9 protein-coding genes are annotated in these 12,275 nt (G+C 66.7%); 3 read left to right on the top strand and 6 right to left on the bottom strand.

Going from position 1 to position 12,275, the window contains the following annotated elements; translation table 11 throughout:
• Positions 1-71: 71 nt before the first annotated feature.
• Positions 72-644 (bottom strand): class I SAM-dependent methyltransferase, encoded by a 573-nt coding sequence (locus AC6EI4_RS02740; protein ID WP_498450493.1) that lies wholly within the window; start codon positions 642-644, stop codon positions 72-74.
• A 223-nt stretch (positions 645-867) separates the two neighbouring features.
• Between AC6EI4_RS02740 and AC6EI4_RS02735 the strand changes: the two genes are divergently transcribed.
• The gene (locus AC6EI4_RS02735) at positions 868-1,548 is read left to right on the top strand and encodes a DUF4396 domain-containing protein (RefSeq protein ID WP_498419983.1); all 681 of its coding nucleotides are present in this window, start codon (positions 868-870) and stop codon (positions 1,546-1,548) included.
• A 49-nt stretch (positions 1,549-1,597) separates the two neighbouring features.
• Here the strand turns inward: AC6EI4_RS02735 and AC6EI4_RS02730 are convergent, their stop codons facing one another.
• The gene (locus tag AC6EI4_RS02730; protein WP_498419985.1) at positions 1,598-2,974 is read right to left on the bottom strand and encodes a hypothetical protein; all 1,377 of its coding nucleotides are present in this window, start codon (positions 2,972-2,974) and stop codon (positions 1,598-1,600) included.
• 94 nt (positions 2,975-3,068) lie between these two features.
• On the opposite strand from AC6EI4_RS02730, the gene AC6EI4_RS02725 reads away from it, so the two are divergent.
• Complete coding sequence (locus AC6EI4_RS02725) at positions 3,069-3,545, top strand: hypothetical protein (RefSeq protein WP_498419987.1); 477 nt, start codon at positions 3,069-3,071, stop codon at positions 3,543-3,545.
• Positions 3,546-3,584: 39 nt separating this feature from the next.
• Here AC6EI4_RS02725 and AC6EI4_RS02720 read toward each other — a convergent pair whose 3' ends face one another.
• The 4 genes from AC6EI4_RS02720 to AC6EI4_RS02705 all read right to left on the bottom strand — a co-directional run bounded on the left by AC6EI4_RS02720 (position 3,585) and on the right by AC6EI4_RS02705 (position 10,748).
• The gene (locus AC6EI4_RS02720) at positions 3,585-3,977 is read right to left on the bottom strand and encodes a hypothetical protein (RefSeq protein WP_498450492.1); all 393 of its coding nucleotides are present in this window, start codon (positions 3,975-3,977) and stop codon (positions 3,585-3,587) included.
• Positions 3,978-4,021: 44 nt separating this feature from the next.
• Positions 4,022-4,318 carry a transcriptional regulator gene (locus AC6EI4_RS02715; protein ID WP_498450491.1) on the bottom strand — a complete coding sequence of 99 codons (297 nt, stop codon included), beginning with the start codon at positions 4,316-4,318 and terminating at the stop codon, positions 4,022-4,024.
• Positions 4,315-4,833 (bottom strand): hypothetical protein, encoded by a 519-nt coding sequence (locus tag AC6EI4_RS02710; protein ID WP_498450490.1) that lies wholly within the window; start codon positions 4,831-4,833, stop codon positions 4,315-4,317. Before AC6EI4_RS02710 ends, AC6EI4_RS02715 begins: the two co-directional genes overlap by 4 nt.
• Positions 4,834-5,177: 344 nt before the next feature.
• Positions 5,178-10,748, bottom strand: a complete 5,571-nt coding sequence (locus tag AC6EI4_RS02705; protein ID WP_498450489.1) for a VWD domain-containing protein — start codon at positions 10,746-10,748, stop codon at positions 5,178-5,180.
• Between the two features lie 279 nt (positions 10,749-11,027).
• On the opposite strand from AC6EI4_RS02705, the gene AC6EI4_RS02700 reads away from it, so the two are divergent.
• Positions 11,028-12,182 carry a hypothetical protein gene (locus tag AC6EI4_RS02700; protein WP_498450488.1) on the top strand — a complete coding sequence of 385 codons (1,155 nt, stop codon included), beginning with the start codon at positions 11,028-11,030 and terminating at the stop codon, positions 12,180-12,182.
• Positions 12,183-12,275: the final 93 nt, after the last annotated feature.

Raw genomic sequence — 12,275 nt, 5'->3', positions numbered from 1 at the left:
CTGCCTCCAGCCTGAGGGGACGGCGCCGGATCGGGAAGTTCGGGTCTGCCGGTTCGGCCAACGGGGCCGGCTCAGGTGCGGCTGACCAACAGGTAGCGCTCGTCCTGGATGTCCCTGCCCCAGTAGATCCGCTCGGGCAGGTGGCGCAGCGTGACTTCCCGGCGCACGCTGCGCACGACGGCCTCCGCCTGGGCGGCGCTCAGTCCGGCGCCGGTGCCCCAGCGTCCCTCGACGAGCAGCAGCATCCCGTCCGGGCGGAGCAGGCCGACCCAGCGGGCCACGGCGTCCGCCGGGTCGGGCATGGCCCACAGCACGTGCCGGCTCAGCACCACGTCGTACGCCTCGGGCTCGAGGGGCGGCGCCGCGGCGTCGCCGAGGGTGAACGCCGCCTCCGGCACCTTGGCCCGGGCCCGGCTGAGCATCGCGGGCGAGAAGTCGACGCCGCGCACGTCGTACCCCGCGTCGGCGAGCAGCCGGGTCAGCGTCCCGGTGCCGCAACCGAGGTCGGCGACGCGCGCCGGGGCGGCCGGCAGCACCCCGAGCAGCAGCTCACGCCAGGCCCGGCGGGTGCGCGGGTCCGCCAGGCCGTGGTCCGCCTCGTCGTCGAAGCAGGCGGCCTCTCGGTCCCAGAGCTCGCGCGTCATGGCGACACCGTAGGAGGCGGCGCCGACGCCGCGCGCGGGCACACGCTGCTGGGGCTGCTGGGGCCTGCGGTTTCACGAGTTAACTCGTGAAACCCGCGCTTCCCACATGAAGGAACGCGTGGGAAGTGCGGGTTTCACGTGGCCAGTCCCCTCCGACGCCACCTCGTACGACCAAAGCCGAGCGGCGCGGGAATTACCCCTGGGGGGTATCCGTTGGACGGTCATGAAGCCGACGGACCACCGGCACCACCACAGCCCGCACGGCGCCCACGACCACGCGGCGATGAGCTCGCGCGCGATGGCGCTGAGCGCGACGCTGCACTGCCTGACGGGCTGTGCGATCGGGGAGATCGCGGGCCTGATGATCGGCACCGCGATCGGGCTGAGCGCCGGGTGGACGATCGTGCTCGCCGTCGGCCTGGCGTTCCTCTTCGGCTACGGGTTGTCCACCCTGCCGCTGCTCAAGGCCGGCCTCGGCCTCACCAGCGCGCTCACCCTCGTGCTGGCCGCCGACACCCTCTCCATCGCCACCATGGAGGTCGTCGACAACGCGGTGATGGCGCTGATCCCCGGGGCGATGGACGCCGGCCTGGTCAACGTCGTGTTCTGGGTCGCGATGATGATCGCCCTCGCCGTGGCGTTCCTCGCGGCCTATCCGGTCAACCGCTACCTGCTGGCACGCGGCAAGGGGCACGCGCTCACGCACGGGCTCCAGGCCACGAGCACCGAGCCCACCGGCGCCCGCCGGTTGATCCCGACCCTGCCCACCTCCACCCTGGTCGCGCTCATCGTCGCCTTCATGGTGGGCGGCCTGGTCGTCGCCACCGCCGCAGAGCTCGGCGCCGACGGGGATCGCGACACCGGGGACGACGGCGGGCACGCGCAGTCGTCACTCGTCGCCTGAGCGCGACGCCCTCACCACGCGGGCGGTCCTGCGCACGTTCGTCGCCCGGTCAGCTCCACGGGTCGAAGGCACCACCCGGCTTGCCGATCCCCCGCTCGCGCACCTTGTTCGAGTGCTTCTCCAGGGCGTCACTGACACCGGTGTCGGCCTCGCCGATGTCCTTGATGCCGAGGTCGAGGGACTTGGCGGCGTACTTGGTCTCGGTCCCCAGGTTGCCCAGCAGCTCCTGGAGCAGCCAGCGCAGCTCGTGGAACTGGGCGCTCGGTCCGGACGTCCCGCCGTAACCCAGGGAGTCGTCGCGCTGCAGAGCACTCAGCTGCGAGACGTCCCAGAGGTCGTTCTTGGCGGCGAGCAGCTCCTCGGCCACGTTGGGCAGGTAGGTGCCGGTGATCTCCAGGGCCAGGACCTTGTCGACCCGGATCTCACCGAGGTCGCTGCCGTCGTCGATGTCCATGATCGGCGGCCGGCTCAGGTCATAGGAGGCCTTCTGGGCCTCGATCTGCTGCTGGTTGGTGGTCAGGTTGGTCGAGAGGCTGCGCTCCTCGGTGGTGATCTCGGTGTTGAGCTGGCTCAGCGCCTTCTCGTAGGCACCGAGGACCGAGTCGTAGTCGTCGGCGGGCGACTTCGTCGTGCTCTTCGGGCTGGGGACCCCCTCGTCGAGGATCTTCAGCCCGAGGCCGGCCACCTCCATGGCGGCCTTGGCGCCGCCCGAGGCGAAGATCGTCGCCCCGGCCACGGCGTACCCCCCGACCTTGAGGACCACGTCCCAGTCGACTCCGCCGCCCTCGGCGATGCTGCGGCAGCTGTCGCGCGCGGCAGCCACGATGCTCGCCACCGACTCCTCGGCGCCACGCCAGATCTTCTCCTCGGCGGCCAGGAAGCCGCCGAGGATCACCGTGACGGCGTGCAGACCGCCGGTCGCGCGCCCGAGCTGCGACATGAAGTTGGCCTTGAAGGCCGTGATCATGCCCCCGGCCATCGCATCGGAGTTCTCGAGGGCGAGGTTGAGGTTGCCCGCGATCGTCCCGCCGCCCGTGACGGTCCCGTTGGCGCCCACGCCCCCGACGGACAGACGCCCGTTGACCAACCGCATGCTCTCCACGAGGCTCGCGATGCCGTCGGGGTCGGCGAGGTCGCGCCAGGGCTCGATGGCGTCGTCGATGCGCGAGCGGATCGTGTCGAAGGCCCCCTGCCACTTGGCATCCTGACCCTCGTCGCCGATGTCGAAGAAGCCGTTCCAGTCCCAGTCCCCGCCCCCGCTGCCGTCGGCTCCCGGGCGGGTGACGTCGTAGGAGTTGCTGGACGAGCTCATGTTGTACTTGCCGTCGCGCAGGTCCCAGCCCTGCCCGACCATGTAGGCGTCGATGGCGGCGCGTTTGAGCTCTCCGACGAGGGTGTCGAGGTTGGCGTAGCTGGCAGCGGTCATGTGAGGTCCATCCGTGAGGTTGGCGGTCTCCTGCCCCACCGGGGCGTCTCCAAACGCCACGTTTCCTCCTGCGGCCGCAGGGTAGACACAGGCGGTGAACCTCTGGTGGAGCTGGGCTCTCGTTGTCGGGCTGCTGATCAGTGCGGCGTTCGGCACGTGGGCGGCCCGCCGCGGCCCCCGGTCCCGGCTCCTGCTGGTCCCCTGGCTCCTGACGGGGCTCGCCGTGGTAGCGCTCGCCTTCCTCACCTGGGACGAGCTCACCACCTCCGAGGGCGAGCTGGCGGACGCCGTCGAGCGGGTCGCCGACCGGCTCGACGGAGAGACCTTCGTGCTGCCGGCGCTGGAGCTGCGCCGTCAGGTGGGGGCCGAGCTCGGCCACCCGGTCGACCTGGCCGCACGCGTCGACACCGGCCCCAACACCGCCGAGCGGCAGGAGACGGCGTACGACGTCACGCTGCGCGCCCGGGACGGCGGCCCCACCATGTGCCTCGCCGTGGTGGTCACGCGTGAGGAGGACGGTGCCCAGAGGATGGCCGTGCGGGCCACCGACGGGCGGTGCACGGCGAGCTGAGCGCCACGGTGGCCGCCCGCGGGCCTCAGCCGAGGAGCACTACCCGCAGCCGCGCCGCACCGCCCGGATCATCTGCCGTACGGCGAGCACGTGGCCGCCGGTCCCCACCACGAGGCTGCGGTACAGGCGGCCGCGCCGGCCCGGGAAGGCCGCGTAGGACCGCACGCTCAGCGTCGTGGCGCCGCCCACCTCGTCGTCGACCGCGAAGAGCAGGCGGTAGCGGGCGAAGCGGTGCTCACCGACAAGCGCGACCTGCCGACCCTCCACCTCGCCGTCCAGGGCGAACCCCGATCGCGGGACGGTGCCCAGCACCCGGCCCAGAACGGCATGCTCGGACGCCGCCAGGGAGACGGCGAACGCGCGGACCGACGCCCACACGAGCGGTCGCGGGGCCCGGATCGTCGCCCGGTGCTCATCGAGGAGCGTCAGCACGACCACAGTCAAACAGGAGTTGTGGATCGTGGGGCACGACGACCTCAGCCTCCGAGTCCGGTGATCCGACGCAGCTCGGCGAGGTGGGCGTCCAGTGCCGTCCGACCGGTGTCGGTGAGGCTCAGCCACGTCCGCGCCCGGCCTTGCCGCTTCTCCTTGTGGGGGCGCACGTAGTCGGCGTCCACGAGGACCTTGACGTGCTTGCTGACGACGTAGTCGCTGACGCCGAGCGTCTCCTGCACGGTGACGAAGTCGACGGAATCCACCTCGGCCAGCAGCGCACAGATGTGCAGCCTGTTGCGGGCATGGATCACCTCGTCGAACTTGGGAGCGTTGCTCACGCCTGAGCACTCCCGGCGGGGAACTCCCCACGAACAAGACGCCGGTCGGTCCACTGCTCGTAGAGGTAGGTGAAGACGGCCCCTACCCCGGCACCAGCCAGTGGCGCCAGGTCGATGTTGGCGAAGGCCTGGAGGGATACGCAGGCCACCAGCAAGGCGATCAACGCCATCGAAGGAAGCGTCCACCCGTTGCTGTAGCGGTCGAGGGAGGCGCCCGTGCTGCGCTTGAGGAGCTCTCGCAAGAGCACCGGCCCCACCGCGACGGCGAGCACCACCAGAAAGACACCGGTGCCGAAGGAGCCGAAGGAGCCGCTCGCGTACGGCATGCCCGCGCCGGCGAAGAGGGCAGCCACGATCAGGGCCGCCACGACCTTGTACCACCACGGCGTGGACAGCCGCCGGCCGAAACGAGCCCGGACGTCGTCCAGGTCCCGGAGGTCTCGTCGAGCCCCCTCCACATCACCTCTCGCACGGGCAGAGTCGGGGTCGCCCGGTCCGAAATCGTTGGTTGCCATGTAGGCAAGTTAGCCTCCACTTGCCCACATGGCAAGCATCACGGCGGGCCCCCGCAGCTCGACGGCAGCGCGGCAGGCGCCGACTGCCGACGATTGGCGAGTGTGCAACATGGCCGCGCTCAACAATCGCGAAAGTGAAATCCCCAGGACTGTGAGTCTGCAACGCCACGACACCCAGCAGGCCCCGTTAGAAGCAGGACTACGTCATCAGAATCCTGGTGGAGTCCGATACACCAAGCGCCCGCCCGGACAACCGGAGCGGGCGCCGCGCGCGACCGCAGACACAACGTCTACGAGTCAACGGTACAGATGATGACCTCGAGTTCGGCATGTACGCCGCTTCGTTACGCCCCCACTGCCCCCATCTTGAAGGAATAGGTGCCCGGCTGTGCGCCGCTCCCGAACACCAGGACGTAGTCGCCTGCGGGGAGGGTGTACTTCTTGTCTGCCCATCCAGTTCCGATCTCAGCCTGGGTGGTGGCGTTGATCAAGGTGTAGGTCTTCACTCCAGACAGGTGGCTGTACTGGACTGTGACCCCGCCGCTCGGGACAGTGAAGGTATAGCGGTCCTTCGCCGCGACACTCTCGAGATTGCCGGCACCTACACCAGGTACTCCGTTGGAGACCGTAGTCCCCAGCGTGTAGGCGAAGTCCTGCGGCGGGGGGGCTGCATACATCTTGAACGAGTAGGTGCCGGACTGCAGGCCATTGCCATACTCGAGTCGGTAGGTCCCGGCGCTGAAGGCACGCTGCATGTGGCCGTAGCGGGTCTCAAGCACTTCGTTCGTCTCGGTGTTGATGAGCGCGTATCTGATCGTGCTGCTGCTTTCGAGTTGCAGCGTGGCGCCTCCAGTGGGGATGGTGAATGTGTACCGGTCCTTTGATGCCTTGGTCTCCAAGTTGCCGGCGCCTGCAGCGGGGGCCCCGTTCGAGACCGTGGTCCCCACCACATAGTCGAAGTCCTGCGGATCGGGAACGACGTACATCTTGAACGAGTACTTGCCCGGCTGCGCGTCCGTGGCGTATTCAAGGTGGTGTTCACCGGCGGCAAGGGTGTACTGCTTGATTGACGTGTTGTTGCCGATGCCTATGGTCGCGCCGGTCTCCTCCTCGATGAGCTTGTACGCCATGTACCCGTTGATGGGTTCGTGTTGGATCGTGGCGCCGCCTGCCGGAACGGTGAAGGTGTAGCGGTCCTTCGATGCGATTGTCTCAACGTTTCCCGCCCCCGCATCCGGGACTCCGTTGGAGACCGTTGTTCCCATGACGTAGTCGAACACCTCCGGGGTGGGGATGACGAACATCTTGAACGAGTACTTGCCTGAGTCGTATCCATTGCCGTACTCCAGTTGGTACTCACCCGCCGCGAGGGTGTACTCAGCCGCGTCGGTACCGGAGCCCACCAGATCCCCCGTCGAGGCCTTCGTCAGTCTGTAGCGCAGCCACCCCGCCAACGGCTGGTACTGCACCGCCGCGCCACCGGCAGGAATCGTGAAGGTGTAGCGATCCTTCGACGCCATTGTCTCCAGATTCCCTGCCCCCGTGGCAGGAACACCGTCAGAAACGGTGTCCCCCAACGAATACTGGAAGACCTGCGGATCAGGGACGACAAACATCTTGAACGAGTAGGTCCCCGCCTGAGCACCATTGCCGAACTCCAGGCGATAGCTCCCAGCCGGGAGTGTGAACTGGCGATCGAGTGCCCCAGTCCCCAACACCTCCCCAGTGCTCACGTCGACCAACGAGCTCGTCTTCGTACCGCTCAGTTCGTCGTACTGGATCGTTGCCCCACCCGCGGGCACGGTGAAGTTGTAGCGGTCCTTAGCAGCGATGGTCTCCAAATTGCCCGCACCGGCGGCAGGGACACCATTCGAGACAGTTGAACCCCACGTGTATTCAAAATCCTGAGGTGCTGGGACCACAAACATCTTGAACGAGTAGGTGCCCGTTTGCTTGCCGTTGCCGTACTCCAAACGGTAGGTGCCAGCCGGCAGGGTGAACTGCTTGCTGGCATCGCCCGTGGCAACCGTGGCGTCTGTCGAGGTGGCGAGGATCCGGTAGGACTTGAAGGTTGAGCTCTCGAGCTGGACGGTCGCACCGCCCGCGGGAATGGTGAAGGTGTAGCGGTCCTTGGAGGCGATTGTCTCCAGATTGCCGGCCCCCGCAGCGGGGACACCGTTGGAGACCGTCGCTCCCAGTGAATAGGCGAAGTTTTGCGGGGCGGGAACGGCGAACATTTTGAACGAGTAGATACCGGACTGCTTGCCGTTGCCGTAGTCCAAGCGGTAGTCCCCGGCAGGGAGGGTGTACTGCCGGGACAGCATTCCCTCGCTGCTCCCGACTTTCTCGCCACTGTCTACACGGACCAGCGCGTAAGCCACCTGACCCGCGAGTGGTTCGTGCTGGTAGATACCGCCAGTTGGCACAGTGAAGGTGAACCGGTCCTTGGACGCGCTCGTCTCCAGGTTGCCGGCTCCTGCGGCTGGGACTCCATTAGAGACGGTGTTGCCCAACGTGTACCGGAAGTCCTCGGGGATCGGGACCGGGAACATCTTGAACGAGTACTTGCCTGAGTCGTATCCGCTGCCGTACTCCAGTTGATACTCACCCGCCGCAAGGGTGTACGCCGCCACGCCCGTACCGGAGCCGACCAGATCGCCGGTTGAGGCCTTCGTCAGTCTGTAGCGCAGCCACGACGGCCCTAGCGGCTGGTACTGCACCGTCGCACCCCCAGCAGGAATCGTGAAGGTGTAGCGGTCCTTCGACGCGATCGTCTCCAGATTCCCTGCCCCCGCGGCAGGGACACCATCAGAGACGGTGTCCCCCAACGAGTACTGGAAGGTCTGGGGTTCAGGGACGACAAACATCTTGAACGAGTAGGCTCCCACCTCCTTGCCGTTGCCGAACTCGAGGCGGTACTCCCCGGCCGGGAGTGTGAACTGGCGATCGAGTGCCCCAGTCCCCAACACCTCCCCAGTGCTCAAGTCGACCAACGAGCTCGTCTTCGTCCCGGTCAGGTACTCGTACTGGATCGTTACCCCACCCGCGGGGACGGTGAAGTCGTAGCGGTCCTTAGAAGCGATGGTCTCCAAGTTGCCCGCCCCCACAGCCGGGACACCGTTCGAGACGGTGGACCCCAGCGCATAGTCGAAGACCTGCGGTGCAGGGACCGTGGCTAGTTTCAAGGCGTAGTCACCTGCCGCGGCCGAGGTGATCTCTAGGGCATAGGAGCCAGGAACCAAGACATCGGAGATGGCAGCGCTGCATGAATTCGTCAGGGTCGTGCGTTTTCCATCAGGTGCTCTGAGCATCACCTTCAGGCCGGTGAGGCAGGTGCTGGGGGTGAGCACCAGTGCAGTGGGCCCCTGGACGGCGAAGGTGTAAGTGTCTTGGCCACCGCTTTCGAGGGCGCCAGCGCCCTGTCCTTCTGGCTCGCCGGTGAGCGGCAGCTGGGCGGCGAAGGTGTCGGCGGGAGGAACCTCGAGGGTCAACGCAATGTTGTCGAGGCCCATCGAAGTGCCCAGGACGCCTCGAAAGTTGGTGGGGGCGAAGGTGATGTCCAGTGCAGGTGAGCTATGGGGAAGGTTCACCGTGAGGGCGTACTTGCTGTAGGCAACTCCACCGGTTGTGGTGTTAGCCCCGGTTCTCGTGACGGTGCCGTCGAGTGCGCCGGTGAGGACGGGGCCGTCGGGACCGTCGAAGCGCACTCCTCCGACAACCTCTTTACCCAGCTTGAGCTGCACCGATTGCGCGACCGAATCGTCGCCAATGTTCCCGTAGGCGTACAGGTCGGCAACAACATTGACAGCGCTGTGACGTCCGATGGAGCGAGCCGTCACCTGGTAGCCGGGCGTGTCAAACAGGGGTCCCGCCACTCGGGAGGTAGCGGTGTCCATGGTGTATCTGGGTGAGGTGAAGTTGCGTCCGACGGCGCCTTCGAAGTTCTCGGCGAGACGACCCGTATCGTCGAACTCGCGAGCGTGAGCATCGACCAGCACATCTGTGATGGTGGCGGCCGCGTCGGCGTAAGTGTCATCGCCTGTTGCCGCTACGTCGAACACGCAGTCCTCAAACTGTGGACCTGGCACCACGTCGGAGGCTTGGCACACCTCGATGGCGGCCGCGACCTCAGCCTCGCTGAAGTCTGCAAGCGTGATGACGTCCGCGGGGAATGAGCGGTCAGTAAACGACGCCGTCGACTGACCATCGGCGTAGGTGAACAGAGATTCCTCATCGCTGATGCGCCAGGAGTCGGCATACCGCCCGTGAAGCTCTGTCGCCGTAGCCGTAGCGGGTAGCACGGTCCCGTCGCGCAGCGCCAGGTCGTTGCGTGGAGCACCGTCGGCGTTTCCGAGCAACCCACGCGTCGCATTGCCCCCCGGCACGTAGAACGAGGCGCTTGCGCCGTTCACCACCATCACCAAGCGGTCCCTGTAGCCGGGCCACGTGACGGCCCACTTCGTTCCGCGGCGCATGACGCTGGCCCCCTCGCCGAGGGAGTACATCCCGTCCTCGAGCGTGACCATCTCGCCGTCCACCCACAGGTCGTGGTCATCGATCTGCACCACGGAGTCCCCGACCTCGGCAGCAACTGCGTCGAGGACCGACAGGTTGCTTGAAGCGCTTGTGGCCCTGAAGCGCGCTTGGATGTCGACCTCGACGTCGGGGAACTCCACGAGGTGGAATTCCCCGACGGACTGCATGTCGTAGCTCAATCCGTCAAAGGTCGCCAAGTGCGGATCCCCGACAACGAATGCCTGCGCAAGGTCCCCGAGCGCCACCAGATTCTCGATCTGTTGCTGACTCCACCACGCCGCCGTTGCGACTACCGCCTTTCGCAAGTCTGACAGCAAGGTTTCGGTGATGGCAGTGAAGATGGCCAGACCGCTGTCCAAGACGGCTCCTGCTGACTCACCGGCCAACTCCACCATCTGTTCGAAGGCAGCCGCGGTCGCCTCGAATGCAGCCAACACACAGTCCGGCTTTCCCTGGCAGGCAGCTACCGCCTCCTTGAGGGCCTCCTCCAGTTCCGGCGTCATGCGCCACGGACGTGGATCCTTTTTCGGGGGGCCTGGGTCGTTAGGGCTGAAGCGGGGCGGCAGCAGCTCAGGGAACCTGTCGAAGAAGTCCCGAATGAAGTCATCGACTCCGTCGTCGTCAGCGTCGCTGCCCGGGCGGCTGTACTCCGGCCTCTCCTTGGGCTCATCTCCCTGATGCTCTTCCTCATCGACAGCCTCAGCCGGCAGTTCATTCTCGTCCTTGCCACAGTTGCGCTCCGACCGGCCCTCCTTAACAACCATCAGCACGCCGGGGAAGGCGGCGTTGGCCTCGGTGGACCATCTGTCGATCACCCGACGGCCTCCACCGGATTCTCCGCAGTCCTCAATCAAGATACTGAACTTGTCCGTTTCAACACCCGACCCGACCAGACCGAACTCTGTTACCGTGCGATCCGCCTCGAAGTCGTTGACGTACCCCGTTAGTTGCGCCCTTGCCCTTTCATAGGTGGTGGAAAGGGCGCCGCGACGGACCTTCACTTCGATGAGTCGGACCGCGCTACTGATGTCGTCTGTGACCGGGCGGTTTCTCGGGTAAACGAGCACATCGATCCGGCGGGACCCAATGCCAACCTCCCACTGCACATTGGCGGAGATCCCCGCTACCTCGGGAAACTCCTCGTAAAGTTCGAAGTTGGCCTTGTTGAGGCGGGCGACCAGTCGGGCTTGGGCGATCTTCTCTACCTGAACGCCCCAGCCCTCTCCGCACTCCTTCGGCCGATAGATGCGACGCGGTTTTATGTTTTCCGAGGTGAGGCAATTAGGCGCGATGCGGGACCTAGCTGCGCGTGTCCGCTCGGCGATGCACCGCTGGCCGCTTATCGGGGTTGCGGCGTCGCTGTTGTCGGGACACTCCACGCCGATTGACAGAGGTGCGGGCACCACAGGGTCGACCGAACTTGCGGCCGCCCCGGAACCTAGGGGAGTAATCACTAACCCAGCAACCGCTAGCACGATTGCGACCAGCGCGGCACAGAATCGCGGCATGGGCATGACATAGCGCATTGGAACCCCCGGTGAATGCTGTCAGCCCTGCGTTGAGGCTGGGTCGCGAGATGTATATCGGGCCGTCGAGCGGTGTGTCTATTATTTGCCCCGATCGGGAACCGATTGTTCAGGACGGGTTAGGGGGCGCACGTGGGCGAGGTCGAGGTGCAGCGGCAGAAGCTGCAGCGGGCATGGCGGCGCACGGACTGGTCGGAGCTGTTCTTGGAGTTCCGACCCGACCAGGCGCTAGCGGACTCGGACGTGGACGTGGTCACGCTCTTCGAAGGCGTGCTCGAGCTGGCTGCTCAGGACATGGACGCGGCCGGGCTGGAGGAGGAGATCGGCGTCGTGTGCGTCGGCGCCTCCAACAAGGGCCCCGTCGCCGCCCTCGACGACAAGGGTGGCACCCCACCGGCGTTCGAGGCCTGGATGGACTCCTTCACCCGCCACGCTGAGGCCGCCGGCCTGAGCGGGACCCTGGGCGTGGCACCCGAGGCTCGACACCCGGCCGGGCTCCCCTCCCCCCTCGACTCACCGTGGATCCCCGCCTGCTTCGTGGCCTACCAGGTTGTCGAGGAGAGCACGCTCACCACCCACCAGGCCCGCTCCGAATGGCTGGTGCCCGAGGACCTCACTCGCCAGATCGTCACCCAGGCAGTCGAGTGGGCACAGCGTGACCGCGCCCGGATCTACGTGCGCCGCGAGCTGCACACCTTCGAGACCGGACCCGACGTCGCGCCCCTCCTCCGCTCAGCTCTGGCACACCCCAAGACCAGGGCTGGCCTGCGGACCGTGGGGCCACGCCGGGGCGAGTTCACCGACATCCAGTTCAGCGTCCACGGCACCGTCGTGCAGCAGTGCGGCGCGCCCGGCCTGGACCTCGAAGCACTGATCGGCCGGCTGCTCGCACCCGTCGTAGCCCAGCGCGGGATCGTCCGGCAGGCCTTCATCCGCTCCACCCGAGCCCTGCCACACACCTGGGAAGACTTCAAGATCGGCCCCGGTCCGCACCCTCCAGTCGATATCGCGCAGCGGATCTACCACCTGCTGGAGACCTACGCCGTCGACGCCCACGGCGTCCAGGTCCTCACCGACGCCCACCTCGAGAAGGCCCACGACCTCACCGACTGGGACATCACCCCTCTGGGCGACCAACGCCACCTCGTACGCCACCGCGACGCCCACGCCTTCTACACCCAACAACCAGACCCCGACCTCATCGCCAGCGCCCGCCACGACTTTGGCCCGATGCTCCTCACCGAGCAGACCCTCCGCGAGAACCCAAAGCCCTGGGCTCGCGGATAGCAGCACGACAAGCGGCGAGTACGTGGCCCGTCTCGTGCGCCTGACGGGATGGTGCAGTCGTCGCCTGCCGGTCAACCTTCCGGTTTGGATGCG

The sequence above is a fragment of the Nocardioides sp. Z43_10 genome, assembly GCF_059766615.1.
The sequence above is the reverse complement of the archived record's forward strand: the minus strand, read 5'-3'. Positions and strand labels throughout refer to the sequence as shown.

Bases quoted from the DNA above. Each gene is read 5' to 3' on its own strand.
- AC6EI4_RS02740 (WP_498450493.1), bottom strand. From the start codon at position 644: ATGACGCGCGAGCTCTGGGACCGAGAGGCCGCCTGCTTCGACGACGAG.
- AC6EI4_RS02735 (WP_498419983.1), top strand. From the start codon at position 868: ATGAAGCCGACGGACCACCGGCACCACCACAGCCCGCACGGCGCCCAC.
- AC6EI4_RS02730 (WP_498419985.1), bottom strand. From the start codon at position 2,974: ATGACCGCTGCCAGCTACGCCAACCTCGACACCCTCGTCGGAGAGCTC.
- AC6EI4_RS02710 (WP_498450490.1), bottom strand. From the start codon at position 4,833: ATGGCAACCAACGATTTCGGACCGGGCGACCCCGACTCTGCCCGTGCG.